The sequence below is a fragment of the Dyadobacter bucti genome, assembly GCF_005869225.1.
Classification (GTDB): Bacteria; Bacteroidota; Bacteroidia; order Cytophagales; family Spirosomataceae; genus Dyadobacter; species Dyadobacter bucti.
Genome location: NZ_SWFP01000006.1, coordinates 424,140 through 447,798, shown reverse-complemented (window position 1 = coordinate 447,798; position 23,659 = coordinate 424,140). Strand labels below are relative to the sequence as shown.

The window sequence follows — 23,659 nt, the reverse complement described above, 5'->3', positions numbered from 1 at the left end:
TAAAAGGCCGGTTACTCTTCAGATTTAATTTTTTCCATGGAAGTATTTACTTCAGTTAAAAGTCTCCGCATTTTCCTGGATCAGCAGCTTTCCCATCAAAAAACCATTGGATTAATTCCCACTATGGGTGCTTTGCATGAGGGACATATTTCGCTGATCGATGCTTCGGTAAAGGAAAATGATATCACCGTATGCAGCATTTTTGTAAATCCTGTTCAGTTCAATAATCCAGAGGACCTGCTGAAATATCCCCGCACGTTGGAAGCTGATTGCCAAATGCTTGAAAAAGCAGGCTGCGACGCAGTATTTGCACCGTCCGTAGAAGAAATGTATCCTGAACCGCCGCTCTTGACAATGAATTTCGGTGCATTGGAAAATGTGATGGAGGGGGCTTCACGCCCCGGCCACTTCAACGGTGTCGGAATTGTAGTTTCCCGTTTATTTAATATAGCTCGCCCGCACCATGCCTATTTTGGGCAAAAGGATCTGCAGCAGGTTTCCGTCATCAAACGATTGATAACTGACCTTGCATTTGATCTTAAACTTGTGGTCTGCCCGACAGTCCGGGAAACGGATGGGTTGGCTATGTCGTCACGAAACAGGCGGTTGAACGATGAAGAAAGAAATACCGCTCCTTATATATATCAAATACTTTCGGCGGCGAAAGAAGAACTTTTAAGGGGAAGGGACATTTGGGAAGTCACCGCAGCAGCCCAGGGCCGGTTCGCAGCTATTGGATCTTTTACGCTGGATTACCTCGAAGTGGTAGATATCAAAACCCTGCAGCCCATTCAGGAATTGGGACCGGAAGGTAGTAATGCAATATGTGTGGCAACCTTTCTTGGCCCGGTACGTTTGATCGATAACCTGATATTTTAAATGTCGTACTGAGCGAGGGCTAAAAACTGTCATGTTAAGCGCAGTAGAAGCTGTTTGGGCTTCTACTGCGCTTAACATGACAAGAACAATTAAGACAATTTCCAGTCTCCGCGGTACTTGCGCTTTACAAACTGGTTTGCTTCGTCGAAATTGGTAATTTTCATATTGTTTCCATCCCAAAGCAATTTCTTGCGCCCCGGGAAGTCAAAACCTTTTCCATCTGCCTTGGCCTGGCGTAAATTATAGCTTCTGATGCCAAGGTTACCCATGATAACCGTTTCCGTCAAAGGACCGGCGTAGTCGAAGGAAGAAGTAAGTGCTTTATGCTCTTTGCTATTGAACCCAGCCTTACAAGCATCCGACCATGAAACATGGTGCCCGAATTCCGGCATTGTTGTGTATTTATTACCGAAATCTCCGGCCTTATATTCGAGTTTCGAGCCGTCTTTCAGATATACTTTCGGAGAAATCCCATAGGTTCCGCAAGTCATAACCCCTTTTTCACCGATCAAAAGTACCCCATTGCTGCTGTCTGGTTCGCCAAGCGGATCATTTGCAGGAATAAGGTCCGGATGGAACGGACGTAAGCCGCCGTCGTGCCAGGTAAGGGTTACTTCCGACTTGTTTATTTTGTTAGCAGGAAATTTAAGCTGTACGCGCGCAGATGGCGGGCAACCTTCCGGGATATATTCAGCAGTCCAGTCTTTAATGAAAACCTGACCTACGCTGCATTCCAGCTCTGTCGGATAGCCTAAGCCAAGCGTACGGAAAGCCGGATCGATCAGGTGGCATCCCATGTCTCCCAAAGCACCTGTTCCGAAATTCCACCAACCACGCCATTTGAACGGGTGCCAGGCAGGATTGTAATCCACCCATTCAGCGCAACCTACCCAAAGCTCCCAATCAATATCTGCAGGGACATCAAATTTGCCGGTAGGAACAGGAATTCCTTGAGGCCACACGGGCCGGTTTGTCCATACGTGTGCTTCGTGTACATTCCCTATCAACCCTTTGTTAAACCATTCTTTCATCTGGGTCTGAGCAGGATTCGATGCTCCCTGATTTCCCATTTGGGTCACCACCTTGTATTTGCGGGCAGCTTCTGTCAACATTCTTGCCTCATAAATATTATGTGTCAAAGGTTTTTGCACATAAACGTGCTTTCCCCTCTGCATGGCTGCCATGGCTATAATCGCATGCATGTGGTCCGTTGTAGAAACAGTCACCGCATCGATATCTTTTTCCATTTCATCAAACATCTTTCTGAAATCCTTATACTTTTTAGCATCAGGATGCAGTTCGAAGTTCTTTTTTGCCTGTCCCCAGTCCACATCGCAAAGCGCAACCAGATTCTCCGCACCTTTGTTCCAGGCATTGTTCGTGTCAGAAAAACCTTTTCCGCCCACTCCTATACCTGCAATATTCAACTTATCGCTGGGTGCACGGTATCCTTTACCCAATACATGCCTTGGGACTATAAAAAAACTGCCGACTGCCGCTGCCGTGCTCTTCTGCAGGAAATCCCGGCGGGTCACATCTTTGGGTTTATCTTTTGTATTCATTGGTTTAATAATGAAAAAATAAAGTTGATAATAATTTCCTAAAGCAATTCTGATCTTATAATTACTTAACAGCTAAAAAGCCCCGATAAATATAACGATGTTCCAATAAATCCAACGAAAAATGCACTATTAATGGACAACAAGTATCGCTTACGCCTAGTTATCAGCGGCTTATTTTATTTCCAAACTGCAAAATTCTAACCGGGAACCCTAAGCCAGGGCAGTATGTTTTGAAGGCAGCACATTATTCCTGTAACTTTGCGGAATAATGCATTTTTGAAATTAAGTCTCGACCCACATCACCGAGTAATGCAAATAACAATCATGAAATCGAAGATTCACCGTGTTAAGGTGACTCAGGCGGAGTTGAATTATGTAGGCAGCATCACCATTGACGAAGATTTAATGGACGCGGCCGGGCTGGTAGAAAATGAACAAGTACATATTGTTAACAATAACAATGGAGAGCGCTTTGTAACCTATGTGATCAAAGGAGAGCGTGCATCCGGGATGATCTGTCTTAATGGCGCTGCGGCCAGAAGGGTTCAGATCGGAGATATCATTATTATCATTGCGTACGGTTCCATGACCCAGGAAGAAGCGAAATCTTTCAAACCAATGGTCGTATTTCCTGACCACAACAACCATCTGGTTGTCTAGTGATCGGCCTGCTTTATAAACACCACTACTTTATCCTATCCAACAATTATGAAAAGTGCGCTACGCTACGCCATATCTCTTGTGCTTGCCGGAGGTTTGATCTGGTTTGTTTTCAAAGATATCGACACATCCGAAATGCTCGACAGATTTGCCAAATCGGATTGGAGATGGATAGCGGTATCATGTGCCTTTTTGCTTTGTGCCCATGTACTGCGGGCGTGGAGGTGGAGCATGCTTATCGAGCCATTGGTTCACAAGCCCGGGCTCTGGAATAGTTCCATCTCCGTTTTGACAGGCTATTTTGCCAACTATATTGTTCCAAGAATGGGAGAAGTTACCCGTTGTGGTACGCTATACCGGTTCGAACGTATACCTGTCAATCTCAGCTTCGGGACGGTTGTGGCTGAACGTATCTTTGATGTACTGATCTTGCTGGTGCTCATCGGCCTGAACTTTATTCTTGAATTTGAAAGGCTCAGTACTTTTTTCACCGATTTTTTTCAAAGTAAAATTAGTGGCGGGCAAACCAGCTCCGGCAGTAGCTTGCTGCTGGGTATCCTGATTACCGGCATGCTGGCTTTTTTGATTGCAGCATTTTTGATTTTTAAAAATGCGACGCTGCGAAACAAACTCCAGCAAAATGCGATCATTCAAAAAATACTCGGATTTGTGACAGGTATGCTTGAGGGACTTCTTAGCGTACGCCAGCTCAAAAATCCAGGGTTGTTTATCCTGAGCACTATAGGAATCTGGATTATGTATTACCTCGTTTCCTATGTATTGTTTTTCTGTATTCCCGAAACATCCGATCTGGGTCCTCTCGCAGGATTGACACTACTGGTAGTCGGTGCGATAGGAATGACGGCACCTACCCAGGGCGGAATCGGTGCTTATCACTTGTTGGTCGGGAATGTGATGGTTTTGTACGGATTATCTCAAAATGACGGTATTACGCTGGCAACATTTATCCACGGGGCGCAAATGTTATTTATGTTGCTGGTCGGCGCACTTGCTTTTTTATATGTGCTTTTGCAAAACAAAAAAGCTGTTCCCTCTGCTGTGGAAGTTCCCGCAGAAAATTAAATCATATTAATTCGATAGTCTGGAGGCAAGGAAAGTCAGTATTTTACCATATTGAGTTTCAAAAATCCTATACCTGTTCAACAATGAATTCCACAGAAAGTAAAATTTTAAGATTAGAAGAAGCCATTACAACCGTAGAGGACTGGCAACGGGCAGGCCAGAAAGTAGTGTTTACCAATGGCTGCTTCGACATTGTTCACCTCGGCCACATAGACTACTTGGAAAAAGCCCGCGCTCTGGGGGATAAGATGGTTCTGGGCCTGAATACTGATGCTTCCGTCAGTCGGCTGAAGGGTCCGTTGCGTCCAGTGGTAAATGAATATGCCAGGGCAAGATTAATGGCTGCACTTTCTTTCATAGATGCTGTCATTTTGTTCGACGAACCGACGCCTAGTCAGCTTATCGAGGCAGTAAAACCTGACATTTTGGTCAAAGGGGACGATTATACGGTAGAGAATATTGCTGGTGCGGATTTTGTTCTTGGTAAAGGAGGTGAGGTGAAAACGATAGCCCTTGTAAAAGGTTACTCCACAACCGCACTGATTGAAAAAATAAAACAAGGCTACAATTAACGTCCAACATTTTGAATGTTACGTTATATTTATTCGTTGTTTTGAGTGAAGAGTTAACTATTCGTAACAATTTAAAAAGTAACTATGGCTGGTGCATATTTAATTGGTATAATCGTCATGGCCGTCAGCTTTTATGTCCAATGGCGGTTGAAGAGTAAATTTGAAGAGTATTCTCAGGTAGGATTGAGCAATGGAATGAGCGGAAAGGAAATCGCAGAAACCATGCTCAGGGAAAGTGGGATTTATGATGTAAGGGTACTTTCCGTAGAAGGGAGACTGACAGACCATTATAATCCTCAAGATAAAACCGTTAACCTTAGTCCGGACGTTTATCACGGCCGGAGCGTAGCGGCTGCGGCGGTTGCCTCCCACGAATGCGGGCACGCTGTACAGCATGCTACTGCCTATAAATGGCTGCAGTTCCGGTCACAAATGGTGCCGTTCTTGAGTATTGCGTCTAACTATATGCAATGGATCATTTTGGGAGGTATTCTTTTATTAAATACAACCCCTATACCATTGACAATTGGTGTGGCCTTATTTGCTGCCACTACGCTGTTCAGTTTCATTACGCTGCCGGTTGAGTATGATGCAAGTAACAGAGCATTAGCCTGGATCCAGAAAAACCGTATTGTGAACGAAAGAGAGTACATTATGTCTGCAGATGCTCTGAAATGGGCTGCACGTACCTATCTGGTTGCTGCGATCGGTTCTCTAGCTACGTTGCTCTATTATGTAAGCATATTAATGGGCCGCAGGGACTAAGTATAAGAGAGTCATAAAAAAACGGGTGATATGCAATTATCATCCGTTTTTTTATGACTCTGAATTGGGGAGCGATTCTATTTTTTCAGCTGGTTCCAGTACACCACTACATTATGCGTGGAGCGGCCGGAAGCTACAACATCCATATCGCCATCCCCGTCCAGATCAGCCGCAGTAATGTCTTCACACGCGATTTTTATTTTTTCGTCCAATGTATATTCCTGCCACTTTTTGCCTTCCGCGTCCGAGCCAACAAAGATCCGGACCCCCGTTTCTCCCACAACATTCGGGTTTCGCCAGCCCATGACAATCTGATCCCTGCCCTGTCCGAAAAAATCAGCACAGACTAATGCATGCCCCTCTTTGATTTTTTCTGTAAGTACGGTACGGCTGTCTTTGGAATAAACCACCAGGGAAGTTCCATGCATCGGTTCAACAGTAGCCGTAAAAAGCTGGCCTTTACCAAGGCTACCTGTTCTGATCTCTCCCACTCCCTGGTTTGGAACCATCCAATTTCCCGAAGGTGCCCAGCCATCAGCTCCATTCAGAAATACCTGAACTCCTTCTTTACCTCCGACCGCCAGCCCCAAAAACCTTCCGGAAACTTCCATAGGCTGAAGATTATGCGTCATGTGCATACTGGTTTCCAGCAATTCGTAGCCCCAGATCGATTTTCGGTTTTCCGGAACATCAAAGGTGATAAGCTTTACACCGGCTCCCTCGCCTCCCGTATTGCCTTCCCCATGCAAAGGCAGTACTGCCAACTGAAAATCACCATCTGCCTTCTTTACCCATTGCATTCTGTGAATAGTCACCTCATGATGCAGACGGACAGGCTCCCATAATTGTGTGCGGTCGTCAGGTGGAGCCATATAAAACACAGCCCCCGATTGTTTTGAATTTTTCGTCTCCGATGGATTCCACTGCGCCCCGACAGCAACTTCAACTTTCCCATCGCCGTCAATATCCCGGGCAGCAATACATACATTATCATGTTCCGTAAGATCTTTTGCAATCACATATCTCACCCACTTTTCAGCTTTTTTGCCTGGATTTTTGTACCAGACAATCTCTTTTTTATCAGCCAAAAGTATATCCGGTTTTCCATCGCCGTCCACATCTCCTGTGGCCACGCCGTAGCCAATACTGATATTGCCGTCGATCACCTCTCCCGAAAATGTTGCAGTTTGCGCATACAGCTTTCCGGCAAGCAGGCAAGCTGTAAAATATAATAATCGTTTTTTCATACGTCCCCATGAAAGGCTTTACCAGCCGTAAATCTTTTAACCTATTTTTTCACAATATACTTCAAAAACACCAGCAGCGTATTTGAAAAAACAGTTTTTTGTGTCGCTTTGATCGGCTTTGCCTACTTTTGTAAATTAATGTGAACCAATTAATCCTTCATGAAAACTGTCCCTTTACATCAAGTACACATCCGACTAGGTGCCAAAATGGTCCCGTTTGCTGGTTTTGAGATGCCGGTGCGCTATTCTTCGGATCTTGATGAACATCATACCGTGCGAAACAATGTTGGTGTTTTCGATGTGTCGCACATGGGAGAGTTTAGTGTAAAAGGCCCGAAAGCACTGGCTTTAATCCAGAAAGTGTCATCCAATGATGCGGCCACACTATACGATGGCAAAGTACAATACAGCTATTTGCCAAATGCGAAGGGAGGGGTTGTGGATGATCTGCTGGTTTACAGGATTGCTGAAGATGATTACATGCTGGTTGTGAATGCTTCCAACATAGAAAAAGACTGGGACTGGATTCAAAGCCATAATACCGAAGGCGCAGAAATGACAAACCTTTCGGATGATCTCTGCCTTTGTGCAGTGCAGGGGCCAAATGCCACAGCTACGCTCCAGAAATTAACCGGTTCCGATCTGGGAGCCATGGAATATTATACATTTCATATCGGTGAAATGGCTGGTATTGAAGATGTGATTATTTCCGCAACAGGCTACACTGGCGCAGGCGGGTTTGAAATATATGTGAATAAAGAAAATGCGGAAAAAATGTGGGATGCCATTTTTGAAGCGGGAAAAGAATTTGGCATAAAACCCGTAGGGCTGGGTGCTCGCGACACTTTGCGGTTGGAAAAAGGATTTTGTCTTTACGGAAATGATATTGATGACATTACTTCTCCACTCGAAGCCGGGCTGGGCTGGGTTACCAAATTTTCCAAAGATTTTATCAATTCTCAGAGCCTTAAAACTCAGAAAGAAGCTGGTTTAAACCGAAAACTGGTTGGTTTTGAGATGATTGACCGCGGAATTCCAAGAAGTCACTATGAGCTTTGTGATGCATCAGGACATAAATTAGGGGAAGTTACTTCCGGTACCCAGTCACCTACACTTCAAAAGGGAATCGGAATGGGGTATGTGCCGACCCCTTTCAGCAAACCGGATACGGAAATTTTCGTAAAAGTCAGGGACAAGCTGTTGAAAGCAAGAACGGTAAAATTGCCGTTTGTAAAAAATTAACCCTTCATCATCCCATATTATCCTGTTCTGATTGCATTTTATGAAACAACTTGATGTTTGCCTGACTCCTGATTTACTACACTTACATAAACTTAATAATTCGATTGTCGTTGTTGCCGATATTTTCAGAGCGACCTCCTGTATGGTTACGGGGCTGGCCTATGGTGTAAAAAGCATTACGCCTGTTGCCTCTGTTGAAGAATGTAAATTTTTGCAGGATAAAGGCTTTATTGCCGCGGCAGAGCGCGACGCCAGGAAAGTAGAAGGCTTTGACCTCGATAATTCTCCGTTCAGCTATATGGACGAAAGGCTGATTGGTTCAGAAATCGCAATGACAACTACCAACGGAACGTTATCTATTGCCAAAGCCAAATCTTCCGCGGTGAAAGTAATGATAGGATCGTTTTTGAACTTAGGTGCACTGGCAAATCATCTTCGGTCGGAACCTTACGATGTGCTGGTGCTTTGCGCAGGCTGGAAAGGCCGGCCAAATCTGGAAGATACACTTTTTGCGGGCGCATTGGCGGATTCTCTGAAAGATCAGTTTATGCTACTGGAAGATGGTACGCTCATGGCACAACGCCTGTTTGACCAAAGCCGCGACAATCTGCTCGCCAGTGTTTCCAATTCTTCGCACGTTCGGCGTTTACAGCGTTTAGGGATTCAAAAAGATATTTCCTACTGTCTCCAGAATGATCTGTATGACATAGTACCTGTTTTGCGTGGAAGCACTTTGGTTGCAATGAACTAACTTAAAAAAACATTTACATGTTAAGATCCGTCTTCATTATTTTTTTTGGATTACTGATTTACTCCTGCCCTGTTTTTGGTCAAAATAAAAAACCAGTTACTCCCGGAAGACAGGCTTCTCCTCTTAAAAAAACAACGGGCACTCCTGCCAGACAAGCTGTGAAACCGAAACCGGCAACCATTACAAAACCTGTCACCGTCGCCCCTGCAGATACGACAAAACCCGATACACTGAACCCCGTCGGAAATGATCTCAATGCACCAGAAATTACACCTGACAGTCTGACGGAGAAAGCCGCCGAGGATAAACTGGAAAGTGCGGAAAAATCGGTTGCGGACAGCGTTCGTGCATATCAGATTATTGCAGGTGATATTTCTTACCTCTCTGTTTGCCCGGGTACCAATGTGACGCTTCCATTTAAAACACAAGGTCCTTTTGATGAAGGTAATACCTTTACCGCCTATATCATCGACGCCTCCGGTAAATCAATTGCCATCTCTTTACCTGTGAAAAGCGGCCCTATCAAAGCTGTTATCCCCTCATACAAAATTGGTGGCGAGGTATATAGGATACAGATCGTAAGTACTATCCCAGTAGTCAGAAGTCAGGAAGTTTCTTTGCGCCTCTTGCAGCTTCCAACCGCAAAAATTGAAGTTACAGACGGGACACAGTCTGTAAGGATAATGCCTGGACAGGAAGCACAGCTTCGTGTCCATCTGGCAGGAGCTGCACCATGGTCATTCCGGCTTTCTGACAGTACTACGGTACTTAACACGCTGTCAAACCCGCACTATATCGCTGTAAAACCACTGGATGTAAAAGCATATAAGTTACTTGCCGTTTCCAATTCCTGCGGAAGCGGAACTACATCGGGAGAGGCCATTGTAAATGTGAATAACAACCCAGAGCCCAAACTGGAATTAAAAGAAGCTGAAAAACTTGCCAGACTTTGTAGTGGTGTACCTTTTCAGGTGCCTTTTAACGCTACCGGAAAATTCAAAGAGGGAAATCATTTTATTGTTCAGATCGCAGACCGTACCGGAGCGTTCAAGACGATATCAAGCCCTGACACAACCGGATTTATTACCACACAAATCCCAGCAGACTATAAACCTGGCGAATATCGCCTGCGTGTGATTTCATCTGCTCCGTACCTCGTGACCCAGGCTGCCAACGTTACAATTGTTTCCGCTACTGTTGCAACTTTACAAAAAGACTCCCTGCATCTGGGGGAAAATCAAAGCGGAGCCCTTACCGTAAAATTCACCGGCGGAGGGCCCTGGTTTGTGCTGCTTTCCGACGGAACTTATGAAAACAACATCCAGGAATCACCTTATAAGATAAAGGTTAAACCTTTGTATGATACCAATTATCAGATCACTTCCGCGGGTGGCCTTTGTGGGGTGGGACAATTCTCCGGTAGAGCGAAAGTTTCTGTAAAAAGTGCCCCTGCAAGTATCACACTTGAAAAACTACCCCAAAACCTGGTCTGCTCAGGTTCATCGATTGACATACCTTATAAAACAGAAGGAAGATACAATCCGGGTAATAAGTTCACGGTACAGATCACCGATAAGTCCGGCCGCTTTATAGATTTACCAACGACTGTAACTCCAACTTCGATGAAAGTCAAACTACCGGCTGCATCTCAAGGTGACACAGTTCGGGTACAAAAAATCCGAATCATTTCATCATCTCCAGCAGTTTCCAGTGCAATTGAGGAACTAGACGTAATTGCGCCGGATCAAGCTATTGGAGAAGTTTCGGGAAGAGGCACAATTACAAAAGGACGCTCGACCAGGATTCAGCTGAAATTCAAAAACGGCTTACCGCCTTGGTCCTTTACGTTGTCCGATGGAACTTCCATCAACGGAACATTCCTTAACCCGTACCTGATTTCAGTAGCGCCTGCAACAACCACCGAATACAAGATCAGCTCGCTAAAAAGTGGTTGCGGAGCGGGCACAGGAAGAGGCTCTGCGATTGTGACGGTGGATAATTGAGAAATTGTTTCAACAGAAAAGCGAGCTGCTGATGGGACGAGCTATATTATTGATGCTGTTGTGCGTAGTTTTTTTTAAGGCGAAGGCTCAAAATATACCTTTGGGCGGGTGGAAAACACATTTTAATTACCTTTCCGCCAGGCACGTTCTAGTTGTTAATGATCGGATCTTCTGCTCCACATATAATGGCTTATTCAGCATAAATCCTGTTGATAAAAAAATAAAAACATTTTCGAAGTCCGATGGACTAAGTGAAACAGGCATCAGCAGCCTGGCTTACAATGCTTCTGACAGCCTTCTGATCTTAGCTTACCGGAGCGGACAAATTGATCTTGTTTATTTAAACGAACGGTCTGAACCGGATCAAGTAATTCCATGGCCAACCCTTAAAACCTCCGCCGGCCTTCCCGAAAACAAGAGCGTTAGCCGCATTAATCTACAAAATCATCTGGCCTATTTGTGTACCAGTTTTGGGGTCGTTGTGCTGGACACCAAACTCCGGGAGGCGGAAGAAAACTACAGGTACATTGGTCCAAACGGAGCAGAAGTGGCGGTTAGCGATATGTTAATTGCAAATGATTCGATTTACGCTGTCACTGATCAAGGTATTTTGGCCGCATCAATGAAAGCCACTGTTAACCGGCAGTATTTTGCCAATTGGAAATTGATTACTGCTCCCTCCAATCCGATAGCCATCTCCTTTTTTAACGACAATATTTATGCTGGCTTTTCCGGAAAAGGTGTATTTAAAAGAGAAAAAACCAACTGGAAATCTGTTGTAACTTCTGATAGTAAAGGCTGTTCATTTACAAATTACCGTGGAAGCTTGATTGTTACCCTAGATCGGGAGATTGTGAAATTGGATGAACAGGATAAAACGACGACTTTAAAGGATCCTTTATTCCAGTCAGCATCCGGAACAGTAGCAACCGCTTCTGAAATATTTTGGACTGCGGATGCAAAAAATGGTTTGATAAGCAACACCAGCAATGGTTTCACTTCCTATATCCCAGAGCAAAGCGACACAACTATATTTCCTAAAAAGGATTCTTTAATCGTTGACCGGAACGGTTTGGCCTGGGTCCGGCTCCCTGCAAACCTTGCCGGAGGAATCCTTGTCAAAAACAACCAGACTAACCAGCAGCGAAGACTTAGTTCCACGGTCGGCACCGGCAGCCTTCCATCTCCCTTTATCAATAGTCTGGCTTCCGATCAGGAAGGTTATATATGGTTCGCGAGCGATAAGGGGGTCGGCTATATCATACCCGACGATGTTCTGGGAAGTGCGCGCGTGGATGCTATATCACCTATCTACGGCCAGCGGAAGCTTTTTGCAAATGAAAAATGTACTGCTATCGCCATTGAGCCTGGCAACCGTAAGTGGATCGGGACACGAAATGGACTATATCTCTTTAATGAAGATGGAACAGAACTAATTCAAAAATTTACAGCAGCAGACAGCCCCCTTCCCTCAGACCAGATTAATGCATTGCAATTTGATAGTGAAAGCGGTGTCCTTTTTATCGACACCCCCAATGGTATGGTATCCTACCGCAGCAATTCAACAACTGCCTTAGAAAATCTATCTGCTGTTGCTATTTTCCCCAATCCGGTGCGTCCTGGGTACAGTGGAAACATTGGTATACAAGGTCTGATGGACAATTCCATCGTAAAAATTACAGAACTTTCAGGCCGACTTGTTTTTGAAACAAGATCCGAGGGCGGTACCGCCTCCTGGAATCTCAACACCTACAACGGTTCGCGGGTGAGAGGCGGGATTTATATGGTATTTGTCGTGTCCGCAGACGGAACAGAGAAATACGTCACCAAATTTGCCGTCATTGACTGAAACAATACCTTAAATTTATTCACGCGGTTAACAAGCTCCGTAGTCTGATTATGACAGCACAAGAGAAACCACCCTATATTGTCGGGATTACCGGAGGCAGTGCTTCGGGCAAAACATATTTTATGAAGAGCCTGATGGATGCATTTACGAAGGAAGAAGTCACGCGCATTTCACAGGACAACTACTACCGACCTATCCACGAAATTCCTAGGGACGAAAACGGCGTGGAAAATTTTGATCTTCCCGAAACAATTGACCATCACCTGTTTGCGGAACATATTGCCGTTTTGCGGGCTGGAAGAGAAGTGCATCAAAAAGAATATACCTTCAACAACCCGCTCATAAAACCCGAAATCCTTGTTTTTGAACCAAGGCCGATTATCATAGTTGAAGGCATTTTTGTTTTTTACTTCCCTGAAATCGCCCGCCTCATCGACCTGAAAATCTTTGTGGACGCGAAGGAGCATGTAAAAATCAAAAGACGGATCATCCGCGACAACAACGAACGTGGCTACGATCTGGACGACGTATTGTATCGGTGGGAACACCACGTTGCGCCCACATACGACAAGTTCATCTTACCGCTCCGTTCCGAGGCAGACATCATTATCAACAACAATTCCCGCTTTGATACAGGCTTGCAGGTGCTGATTGGATTCTTAAAAGGTAAGCTTGAAACGAGGTAACAAAACCCAGTGTCAGATCTAAATTTGGCCGCAGAATGAAATCCTGGGTGTCCAATGGTCTACAATTCAAAAAACATTATTTATCTTTAAGGCTCAATACTCTTCTTCCTCTACGGTATGGTACGACTTTTGTGATGAATCGACGGATGTTTATAAATCACGCGGTTTAAAGTCAGCCAAAACGAAACTTGTAACTTTTAATTCTTACTAAACGATATACTACTCATGAAACGTTATGCTTCTACTCTCGTTCTCTTTACGTTTATTTTGTCATCAGTTGTTTTGTCTTCCTGCAAGAAGGAGGAAATAGATCCGGATTTATCGAAGGTTTTTGTTGGGAAGTGGATTGGCGAGCTTAATGTTGAAAATGGTTACGATTATAAAACCGATTTAGATATTTCCCGTGTTAGTGACAACTCCGTGAAAGTCACATCAACATATAATTTTATTGCAAGAGACCCACAGTATACCTCAGAGACGACTACCAGCGTTGTTGATAATATTGTTTTAACGACGACAGTTGCAAATAGTGTGACCATGAACGTAGAAAAGGAGATAACGGTACCTGGTGACGTATTAATGACTAAGGAAATAGGAATAGTTACTGGTCGTACTCTTACCATTAAATCTACCGGAACGTATAAAAAAACAGGTAAAGTGGTTACTCCACCAACAAGAATATACAAAAGACAGTAAATATTGGATTATTATATATGCACACATTTTCTGACGGAATAAGACTTATAAAAGGAAATACAAAAAAAATCCCTTGGACGGTCATCTTATTTTTTTTTTGGATCTCTGCTTGTCAGGAATCTTCCAACACACCAGTTGATTCATACAGATATTTCCCGTTAGAATTGGGGTCTTTTATAGTTTATGATGTAAAACAAGATGTTTTTGCTGCGGGAAGTTCAGAGCCTGTTACTTCGGCATGGCAAGAGAAAGATCAGGTTGAGTCATCAACTTCAAATGTAGACAACGTAACAGATTTTATTGTATCAAAATATAGGCGAAATTCGGAAACTGATTATTGGCATAAATTCAAAGAATACAGCATAAAAAGCTCCCCAGATAAGATTTTAACTACTATTGACAATCAAACGGTATTCTCGTTAGCACTTCCGGTAGAATCATATGTAAGATGGAATGGCAATACCTATAATTCTCTGGACGTTGAAAATTATCACTACGAAAATATCGATAAATCTGTTTCCTTATCCGGGCACCTTTTTGAAAGTACCGTAAAGGTTGTTGAAAGGATGGATTCGTCAGTTATTAATAAATATGTAAGTGTAAAACAATACGCAAAGGGAGTTGGGCTTATATTTGATGAACAAATATCTTTTGAGTATTGTCAGACAGAACAGTGCCTCAGTAGCGATACTAGAGAAATTGAATCAGGGTATCATATTGTAAAATCCTTCAATAGCGTCGGAAAAAATAATTGAGTTGACCAATCAGCTAAGGAGTCAATTTTGATGTTTTTTCCAAAAGCATTTGAATAGTTATTAAAGAAGCTTAACTTTACCAGGTAGAATTTAAAACACTTTAAACAACTTGTGATGAAAACATTTCGTACACACCCTACAGCAGCAAAAAAAATGTATCGTCGTCCGATGCTTAATCAATTGGGTTCTATTGAACAATTAACTAAGGGGAAGCTTGGCAGCTCTTTTGACGGAGGTTTCGATCCAGCAAAATATGATGGCAAAACCGAACAGTAGAGAATAGTCTATTTTTCGATTTCTAATGCCGTTTCTTATAGAAGGTGTAATACATTATCGTAGTCGTATTGATGAAAAATCATCGAATGGTTATGATAATGTATTTTTTTTTGAAAATGGTCTCATCGGAGAGTCTGGATTCGACGAAATTAAATGCTCTGACCTTAATACAATCATAGGTTACAGAACCAAAGCCGGTGACACTAAAATTTTGAGTAGTGACGAAGTCAGGGCCCACTATTCCTTCAGTGACTTTCGACAAGGCTTAAGTTCTTCCCCTTTTATTGGCCCAAACATCGGTGTATGGTTTGATGAAGAAAGTCAAACCCTATTTTTATTCCGGGATGTTTTTGGCTCAATACCTCTTTTTTACATACATGTTCCGAATGCATTTTTTGCATTTTCAACCAACATCAATGGTCTGCTGAGGAGGTTTAATCTGGCGGATTTTTCTCATATAAATACGTACAAAATTGTCTCTTATATTTCTGATAATTATGTTGATTCAGATCGGGATGCGTCATCAACATTTTTTGGTCAGATAAAGTCAGCATTACCAGGTCACATATTGACAGTGGGCTCTCGTATGGCAGCAAGTGAGGTTGCAATACGCTTCAACCCGGACAAATGGGCATTTTTAAAAACCACGGAAGATTTTGGAGATGCTATTCGTGACCAATTTTTAAAGTCAATTCGAATAGCCACACGTGACCAAACCAAGGTGATTGGGTCGGATTTGAGTGGTGGATTAGACTCGTCCTCTATATGCTCTTCTTTTCGACACTTATACCCAGACAGGCCGTTGCATACATTTCATATCCGTGCAAACAATCAGGAATCAGATGAAAGTGGATACGCCGAGCTAGTGGCCAAAGATGTCGATTCTGTTCATCATCTGATGTACCGCTCCGAAGATGACATAAAAAACCTTAAACTAAGTATCGACTTATACGGTCAACCCGAAGCACAGTTTCTCTCTCCTGCCACTCACTGGCATTTTCTTTCCCAGATCAAGGGTTATGGTTGCGATATCCTTCTGAATGGCCTTGGGGGAGATTCTATAATTGGTTATGGCGATGAAGTCCTTGGGCAATCTTTCGACGAAAAGAATTGGCCATTGTTTAAGCATCTCACCCGGCTGAGCACGAGTCATATCAGGCTTTCCAGGCAGTTTTCAACCTGGGACACGTTTTCTTTTGAAAAACGGTACCACCTTATTCTACAAAACTATTTATACAGACGCTTCACCGCATTTAGGAATCTACCTATTCGTGAGTTATTCGCTATGTATAAAGAAGTATCAAGAGAATTGGGTATCTCTTATTACTACTTTGCAAGAAGGGCATCGAAAACTTTGTTTTTGAGAGCAGTCAAGAGACGGGCTGAAAATGTAGCTTCCATTGCCAGGGATGACTTTGCTACATCGGTGAAGCCTTCCCACGGTGAGATAAACTTTCCGGTGTCCTTAAGAAATGGTTTACCTAGCGAGTACCAAGACTCATTTGATGACGTGTTTCATCCACATATTATAAGAAGTAGGGAGCAGCACTTCATGCTGGACAATCATTTCGGGCTTAGGACTTGTTCGCCCCTCATGAACAAAGATCTCTTCGAACTTTCCATGGCTGTTCCAAACATCATAAAGTATGGCGATGGTATAGGACGAGCTCATTTTCGCGAAGCAATGAAGGGAATTTTAATTGAAGAGGTTCGGAGACGTAACACAAAGTCCACAGTCAGCTCTTTAGACGGCGAAAAAATGACGCTGAGGCTATTTACACAAGGGCAGGACTACCTAAGTGATGGCCGGGATGTATGGAATTACGTTGATAAAAGAAAATTTAACCAGTTGGTGAAAATATTGCTGAATGACAGGATTCCCTACGCTCAGAAATCAATAACTTACTTCTATATAACAAGGACAATATCTTTGTCTGTGTGGCTTGACTCTCTAAAAAATTAGATAGTTTTTTACTAGCTACCCCTCAACTCATTGCTATCGAATCAATGCTATTTTACCGGTAATGTGATTTTCTAAATTATCCCCCTTAAAAAAGTTAACTTTATAATAGTAAATACCCCCGGGTAAAAAATGGGGTGTCCAATACCATTCCTTGATTCCTGGGCCGGGCGAGTTTATTCGTTTGCTGTCTATCAACACGCTGTTCTTATTATATACCAGCATTTCGATGTAGTCATAAGTTTGCAGTTCTGTGGCCTCCGTCTCAAATCTGACATAAGTAGTAGCAGGATTAGGACTGACGATAACTTTTAGCGGATTTGTCACCTCTGAAACAATCTGAAAACTTATGGTATAAGGATTCGCAGAAGTATTTCCCACATGATCACTACCGGTCACCAGCAATTCATAACTTCCAGGCGTAGCGAGAATTTCAGAATTACAGTTTAGCACAGCTGATTTGTCCGTTGTCGAAGTTATTTTCAAAGTACCATCAGAGTAATTGATACGCTTGAAATCACAGCTATTGTCAGGACAGGATCTCAAAAAAACAGATACGTTTGTGGTATCTACGGTTAAAAAACGGTCGTCCGTTAAAACGATCTGAATATTCGGATTGACACCAACCCCCTCACCGTTTCTGATCATTCTGTTGTTAAACCAAACATCAATTGCTGGCGCAATAAGATCTTCTACTATTCCTTCCGGATATATGGTTTCATTCTTAGCTACCTCCCAGTCAACAAACAATTCAGCACTATTGTTATTATCGCTTAACTCAACTTTTGTTTTCTTAGGGTCAATTCTCACCTGTATTTTGCTAATCTTTCTCTCATTAGGCAATGAGATTGAAAGCGTGTCCCGTTGGGCAAAACCAGTAACATTATGTGTGCTGATTTCGGATGCCCCCCCATAGGAAACACTCAGTTCAATTGGAATACTTTCAGACTTGTTATACCTCCCGAAGTTTTGAAGGTAAATCTTCACTGATAACGTAGTTGATTGTCCGATGGTCTTATCAGGAGATTCTGAGACAATTTTGATGCCGGCATCACGGTCTATTGCATAATCGGGGAGCGGCATCGAAATTACTTTTAGTGCTGGATCTCCCTGCAAAACAGATTGATGAACATTTGACACGTTGAATACATTCGCATCCTCAGATATGATTTTCCTTGCAACTGCCGACTGTATATCGCCGATTGGCAAATTTGATGTGTTAGGATCTGTAAATATGTTGTTATACAACTCTTTCAAATATCTGGATGCCGGCGTTACAAAACTATTGTATGAGTTTGCGATGATGGAAACTGCACCTTTGTTTGGCGTCAAAAGCCAATCTAAAGACAGTGCGTACTTATCACCCGCTGATAGGTTGGTGTTGTATCGTCCACTAAAAACATTTCCGACACCGCACCCGGTAAAGTACATAACAGGGTACATTTTGTTCGTATTATAACCTCTGCTCGCGTCTGTCACATAACCCATATCAAGATCTGTTACAGTGAGTGAACCGTGACCAAAATAAGTTATCAACCCAACGCCGTTATTAACTTCCGGAGCAATTACCACCTTTTCTACTTCCGCTATCGCTTGCTGCTTTACAAAGGCCTTGACCTCACCACCTACCAATCCATTTTCAACCGTTGGTGTAAGTGCTGACAATATATTTTTTAACTGGGTTATTTCGGACACTGATTTTCCGCCGTTTAGATGAAGTACTTTCTTTCTCCAGCTATAATCCCCAGACAAACTATTTTCGTATTCCTTTACTTTTTGTAAGTAATCAGAAATATTTTTATTACTAACCGCCGTAAGTCTGCCCACTGGCACCGCCGGCACATCTCGTGGAGCACCTGCTAATCCTTCTACTAACAGGATGTCTGACCCAGGATAACCAATTGAAGGTACTTCATCAGGAAGCTCTCTAACCATTCTTTCGTTCAGCGTAATAGACTTCCCAATCAAAAATAAGTATTTGCCCTCTGTGCCTGCGGCAAGAATATGTTCCATAAATCTCCTGATCGCAACCGGGCTAGGCTCCCCATAATTAAATTGATTATATATATCCTTAATATTTGCCACCAGGGTCTTGTGTTCACCCCCGTGGACGGACGAACGATACGAAGCGTATTCATTGGCTCCTGTGAGAAGATTCTCGCTGGTAACAATAATGAAATTAGGCGATGTCGGGTATTTAGCGAAAGGAGGCAGATTTGTCACTTTTGCAGTTGGTACCGTCACAACTTCACTGCTTACAAATAGTTTTAGTTCTTTCCCTGCAATGCGCGGCACCATCAAGGCGTTCAATGATCCAATAACAATTGAGGCACGATCTGGATCAGTAATATCCAAAACACGAACCTTAGAATCCGCGTTAGTCAGACTAATTTTTGAATATTGGTCATTCGTGCCCTCCAATTGCAATTCAGCCAAACTCTTACCCTCAAGATCAAAATTCTGAGGGTAAGAAATGGAGTAGTAAGCTATTGAAAAAGCATCATTCACATCACTGCTGACGGATTTTACACTCAATACTCCACTGTTAGTGACAGTGTCAAAGTCTCCTTCGTCCAGATTGAAAGAATAATCAACACCTGAAAACCCCTGACTACTAATTGATTTTACTAACCTTAATGAAGCGGCGCTTTTGCCAACATAAACTTCGACATTCCGAATGCCCGGACTTCTGCCATGAACCATGAGCTTTATAGATGGCCTCGATAGATCTGTCGATACCCTATTTGTCAATTGAAAGGCAATGTTGATTGGTTTACCTTGTACAATAATTTTCCCCGTCCTACTTGCGCCTATTTCAAAGAAACTATTTATTAGTGATGGACTGAGGTAAGTGAGAGTGCTGAGCGAATATTCATCCTTCAAAACGGTTACTGAGCTGGCACGGTGATAAAGCGTGGATTGCAAACCTGTATCAACTGGTTTGGTGATTTGCACCGACCGCAGCCCCGCGGACTTCCCAATAGTTAAAAAATAAGAGCTCTCATCAGAAAAAAAACTCCAATATGGATTTATTCTTGCGCTGTGAGGTCTATACAAAATCGAATCGCTAGAGCCATCGTTGGGTACTCCATAAAACAGGATCCCCTCATTGTCGATATTCAATATCGCTACTTGCTTTCCCCTTCGCCAAAGCTGAATATTATCCTTCAGACCTGTGGCAAAATTCCCTGGAAGAGCAGAAAATTGTATCTTATGGACTCCCTTTTGAACGACTCCTATTTTTACATAAGATTGTTCGTACTCTATCCAGCTATTAGCCGGTTGCACCTGAGAATAAGCAATAGGAATTTTTGCTATGCCTAAAGTCACTATTGTGCAAATAGCTATAGTCCGGGATAATATATTTTTCATGTTTATAGTGTTAGCAAAGAACGCGGGCAAATTTCTATACCCGCGCCCTTCGAGGCAGTTATTTCTTCACAACTTTTTTATTGAAAACGTCGCCGTTATCAGTCGTAATTTTAACGATGTACTCGCCACTTTCCAAGTCTGAAAGATAAACTCGGACTCCCAGCTGATTCTGCTTTCTCAATCTTCCCTTGACGTCATACAAATCCCATTTTTTTATTTGAACCGGAGCATCCAATGACAATTCAACAAAATCTGTAGTTGGATTAGGAGATGCCGTCAGTAGATTCGATTGCCCCCTATTTACAGACACTATTATGGAGTTAGTGAAACTTCCATCGACCACTGTGCCATCCGGATTTACATTTGTGTCAAATTGTTTCAAACGATAATAACTGGTTCCCGACAGAGGATTTATGTCATAAAAAAAATAATTGCTTTCCGTAGTGACTGTTCCATTTCCCTCAACAACCCCTATTTTCTCGAAATTCCTTGCATTGTAGCTCCTTTCAACTTCAAACCGACCATTATTTTTTTCAACTGCCGTTTTCCAAATTAATTTCACACGACCCGGCTCATTAATAGCCTCAATAGACATCAGTTCTACCGGAAGCGACGATTCAGACAACAATATTTTCAAAGCCGGATCGCCCTGTAAGAGAACTTGATGAATATTGGCCCTGTCCTTATCATAATATGCAGCTATCCTTCCGTTATTAGCGCCACTATAAGAATATCCTTTGGCAGTTTTCATTTGCTGTGCTACGTCTTGAAGAATATTGCCAATCGGCTTACGCTGTATATCTGGAACAGAAAACAGCAACGGGTAGAGCCTGTCGAGATATTCGTTCGAATTACTTGCATAAGCATCCCAGGAATTACCCATCACAATTATTGCACCTTTGCCAGGGGCCAGAAGCCAGTCCAAGGACATCGGTCGCACGAGACTAGGTGCTCCAAAAAGAGCCTGACGTCCGCTAAAAACGTTATTTACTCCACAACCATTGTAAAACAGAACAGGAAAATTATTGGGATTATTATACCCCTTTGCCGGATTCATTACGTGTCCCGCGTTGTAGTCAGTTTCATTTAAACTTCCATGTCCGAAATACGATATCATCCCAAGTCCACTGATCCCCTGCGCCGTTCCATTCAGCTCTGGTGACAATGAAACTTCCTCGGTAACATCGGCGGCAATTGTTTTAATTTTCGGCACTACCTTCCCTGAAAAAGGACTATTTGTCACCGTTCCCGAGATTGCTGAAAGATACCCCGCGAATTCTGAAACTTCTGCCGGACTTTTTCCCCCGTTCATATGAAGAACATTCTTGCGCCAGGATACATCAGTCTGACTTTCATACTTAATAATCTTCGCTAGGTAATCTAAAACCTGCTGATCTGATATGGCAGCGATCCTGCCAACTGGAATCGCCGGAACATCGTCCTGAGTGCCACGTAATCCATCTACCAATAGCAAGTCCGACCCAGGAAACCCAATGGTTGGAACCTCATCAGGTAATTCTCTCACGGCTCGTTCAAAGTATGTAACTGACTTACCAATTAAGAGCAAATATTTGTCCTTATTGTTGTCCGAGATCATGAAATCCACAAATCTCCGTATCGCAACCGGACTCGGCTCTCCATAATTAAACTGATTATATATGTCCTTGATATTTTTGACAATGGGTTTATACTTTTTCCCGGGAGACGTCAACTGCCTATAATTAGCATACGTATTAGACGACGAATTTAAAGATCCGCTGCAAACAATGAGGTAATCGTACGATGCCGGAGAAATATCCTGAAAATTTATAGACTCAATTTTTACTGGATTAATACTGATTGTCTCCTTTGTTGCAAGCAGCGTTAACTTTTCACTGTTCCTATCAACAGCAAAATCACCAGGAGTACTAGAGATGATACGAGGTACATCCGGATCTGAAACATCATAAACTTTTACGTCCGCAGGGGCATTTGAAATGGCAATCTTAGATTGGGTCCCTGAAGAAACTGCAGGAAAACTAAACAGATACGTGTTAAGATTTTGCATATCAGTATTTTGCTCGTACTCCACAGTAAAATATGATACGCAAAATGCACTTCCATCTGCGCCGGTTTTCGTCGATTTGAAACCTAGTGTACCTCCGTTACCATCAAAGTCATCGTTCTGTAAATCGAAAGCATAGTCATAGTCATTAAAATTCGTAACAGGAAGTGTTCCGACAGAACGTAAGTTTGTAGCGTCTTTGCCAACATATATTTCCGCAGTAGAGGCACCCAATCTCGCTTTAATGTGAACATTGACTTTTTTAGGTGCGCTCCCGTACGGAACTTTCACCTGAAAAGAAAAAGGTACAGGTTGATAGGGATCACCTGGGTCTAGCTGAGATTTCGGGTTGGAAGTCTGAATATTCCCATTCAAGAATTGTCCATAAAGTGAAGTTCCTGTCCCTTGCTTCCCTTCCTCGAGGTAACTATTTAAGGTAGCAGGTTTATAAAAATATACTGTCGAATGCGAATATTCATTAACATACTTCTTCAAATCCGTCTTAATGTGAAACAGAGCCTGCACGGCCGACGGATTATTAACTACGACCGGGGTAACGGCACGGTTGCCATTGATTGTGGGATTGATAGTTAAGAAATAAGCACTTTCATCAGAATAGTGACTATAGTGCGGATTCTTCCTCGAAGTAGGCAGCCTGTAAAGCAGCTGATCCGAAGACCCGTCGTTGGGAATTCCGTAGAAAAGAATTTCGCTCGCATCTGCTTTGATAATACTGACTTGCTTTCCGCGGTGATAAAGTTCCAGCCTGTTTTTGTCAGCATCCTTGAATGCCTGGGGGAGATTATTAACATCCACTTTGTGAATTCCGGCCGCTGTAACACCTATTCGAACCCACTGCTGACCATATTTTCCAGCCAACCATTCATTTCCATTTACACCGCTCCACTTCTGGGCAAAAGATTCATTTAAAACTAAAACGAAGAAAAGGGATACAATTTTAAAAATTCTCATAGTTCCAGTGTGCTTAAAGTAAAATTTGTTTTCCATTGTCGACTGTTGATGTGTTACCTTTTTGTGTTAGATGATATTGACGCTTAATACTGTGAAAAGTCACCAGGCTTCAAAAATTATCGTATAAAGTCAAATCTGAGTAAAAGTTATCCGAAACATAAATTTACGAGAACTTTTCGTGTGGGCAAATATTAGTTCAACAAGAATATTTGCCGCTACTTCCTTAGTGTCTTCACTTTATGGAATCAGGACCTCCCCGACTGCAGTTTTATGCGAAGCGCGTCC

General features: G+C 42.8%; 18 protein-coding genes. 14 read left to right on the top strand and 4 right to left on the bottom strand.

Annotated features, from left to right (window positions below):
- Positions 1-36 precede the first annotated feature (36 nt).
- The gene (gene panC / locus FBF61_RS21645) at positions 37-879 is read left to right on the top strand and encodes a pantoate--beta-alanine ligase (RefSeq protein WP_138481243.1); all 843 of its coding nucleotides are present in this window, start codon (positions 37-39) and stop codon (positions 877-879) included.
- Positions 880-968: 89 nt separating this feature from the next.
- Here the strand turns inward: panC and FBF61_RS21640 are convergent, their stop codons facing one another.
- Positions 969-2,441: a Gfo/Idh/MocA family protein gene (locus FBF61_RS21640; protein WP_138481241.1), complete on the bottom strand. Its 1,473-nt coding sequence runs from the start codon at positions 2,439-2,441 to the stop codon at positions 969-971.
- Between the two features lie 309 nt (positions 2,442-2,750).
- Between FBF61_RS21640 and panD the strand changes: the two genes are divergently transcribed.
- The 4 genes from panD (at position 2,751) to FBF61_RS21620 (ending at position 5,521) form a co-directional block, all read left to right on the top strand.
- Positions 2,751-3,101, top strand: coding sequence for an aspartate 1-decarboxylase (gene panD / locus FBF61_RS21635; protein WP_138481239.1), 351 nt, complete (start codon positions 2,751-2,753; stop codon positions 3,099-3,101).
- 48 nt (positions 3,102-3,149) lie between these two features.
- Positions 3,150-4,184, top strand: a complete 1,035-nt coding sequence (locus FBF61_RS21630) for a lysylphosphatidylglycerol synthase transmembrane domain-containing protein (RefSeq protein WP_138481237.1) — start codon at positions 3,150-3,152, stop codon at positions 4,182-4,184.
- 83 nt (positions 4,185-4,267) lie between these two features.
- Entirely contained in the window at positions 4,268-4,756 is a 489-nt protein-coding gene (gene rfaE2 / locus FBF61_RS21625; protein WP_138481235.1) for a D-glycero-beta-D-manno-heptose 1-phosphate adenylyltransferase, read from the top strand.
- 84 nt (positions 4,757-4,840) lie between these two features.
- A complete protein-coding gene (locus FBF61_RS21620) occupies positions 4,841-5,521 on the top strand; it encodes a zinc metallopeptidase (RefSeq protein WP_138481233.1) in 681 nt (226 codons plus the stop codon).
- A 77-nt stretch (positions 5,522-5,598) separates the two neighbouring features.
- On the opposite strand, the gene FBF61_RS21615 is transcribed toward FBF61_RS21620, so the two are convergent.
- Positions 5,599-6,768, bottom strand: coding sequence for an FG-GAP repeat domain-containing protein (locus tag FBF61_RS21615; protein ID WP_138481231.1), 1,170 nt, complete (start codon positions 6,766-6,768; stop codon positions 5,599-5,601).
- Positions 6,769-6,927: 159 nt separating this feature from the next.
- On the opposite strand from FBF61_RS21615, the gene gcvT reads away from it, so the two are divergent.
- The 9 genes from gcvT to FBF61_RS21575 all read left to right on the top strand — a co-directional run bounded on the left by gcvT (position 6,928) and on the right by FBF61_RS21575 (position 16,989).
- A complete protein-coding gene (gene gcvT, locus FBF61_RS21610; protein WP_138481229.1) occupies positions 6,928-8,010 on the top strand; it encodes a glycine cleavage system aminomethyltransferase GcvT in 1,083 nt (360 codons plus the stop codon).
- Between the two features lie 40 nt (positions 8,011-8,050).
- Positions 8,051-8,761, top strand: coding sequence for a 2-phosphosulfolactate phosphatase (locus FBF61_RS21605; RefSeq protein ID WP_138481227.1), 711 nt, complete (start codon positions 8,051-8,053; stop codon positions 8,759-8,761).
- A 17-nt stretch (positions 8,762-8,778) separates the two neighbouring features.
- Positions 8,779-10,764: a PDZ domain-containing protein gene (locus FBF61_RS21600; RefSeq protein WP_138481225.1), complete on the top strand. Its 1,986-nt coding sequence runs from the start codon at positions 8,779-8,781 to the stop codon at positions 10,762-10,764.
- Positions 10,765-10,795: 31 nt separating this feature from the next.
- Entirely contained in the window at positions 10,796-12,613 is a 1,818-nt protein-coding gene (locus FBF61_RS21595; RefSeq protein WP_138481223.1) for a PorZ beta-propeller-like domain-containing protein, read from the top strand.
- 50 nt (positions 12,614-12,663) lie between these two features.
- Positions 12,664-13,299, top strand: coding sequence for a uridine kinase family protein (locus FBF61_RS21590; RefSeq protein ID WP_138481221.1), 636 nt, complete (start codon positions 12,664-12,666; stop codon positions 13,297-13,299).
- A gap of 225 nt (positions 13,300-13,524) precedes the next feature.
- Positions 13,525-13,995, top strand: a complete 471-nt coding sequence (locus tag FBF61_RS21585; RefSeq protein WP_138481219.1) for a hypothetical protein — start codon at positions 13,525-13,527, stop codon at positions 13,993-13,995.
- 17 nt (positions 13,996-14,012) lie between these two features.
- Positions 14,013-14,750, top strand: a complete 738-nt coding sequence (locus FBF61_RS21580; protein WP_138481216.1) for a hypothetical protein — start codon at positions 14,013-14,015, stop codon at positions 14,748-14,750.
- Positions 14,751-14,864: 114 nt separating this feature from the next.
- Positions 14,865-15,026, top strand: a complete 162-nt coding sequence (locus FBF61_RS34685; RefSeq protein ID WP_166444578.1) for a hypothetical protein — start codon at positions 14,865-14,867, stop codon at positions 15,024-15,026.
- A gap of 25 nt (positions 15,027-15,051) precedes the next feature.
- Complete coding sequence (locus tag FBF61_RS21575) at positions 15,052-16,989, top strand: asparagine synthase-related protein (RefSeq protein WP_138481214.1); 1,938 nt, start codon at positions 15,052-15,054, stop codon at positions 16,987-16,989.
- Between the two features lie 33 nt (positions 16,990-17,022).
- Here the strand turns inward: FBF61_RS21575 and porU2 (FBF61_RS21570) are convergent, their stop codons facing one another.
- Together porU2 (FBF61_RS21570) and porU2 (FBF61_RS21565) are read right to left on the bottom strand one after the other, a co-directional pair.
- Positions 17,023-20,358 (bottom strand): putative type IX secretion system sortase PorU2, encoded by a 3,336-nt coding sequence (gene porU2 / locus FBF61_RS21570; protein WP_138481212.1) that lies wholly within the window; start codon positions 20,356-20,358, stop codon positions 17,023-17,025.
- 58 nt (positions 20,359-20,416) lie between these two features.
- Entirely contained in the window at positions 20,417-23,410 is a 2,994-nt protein-coding gene (porU2, locus tag FBF61_RS21565) for a putative type IX secretion system sortase PorU2 (protein ID WP_138481210.1), read from the bottom strand.
- Positions 23,411-23,659 lie beyond the last annotated feature (249 nt).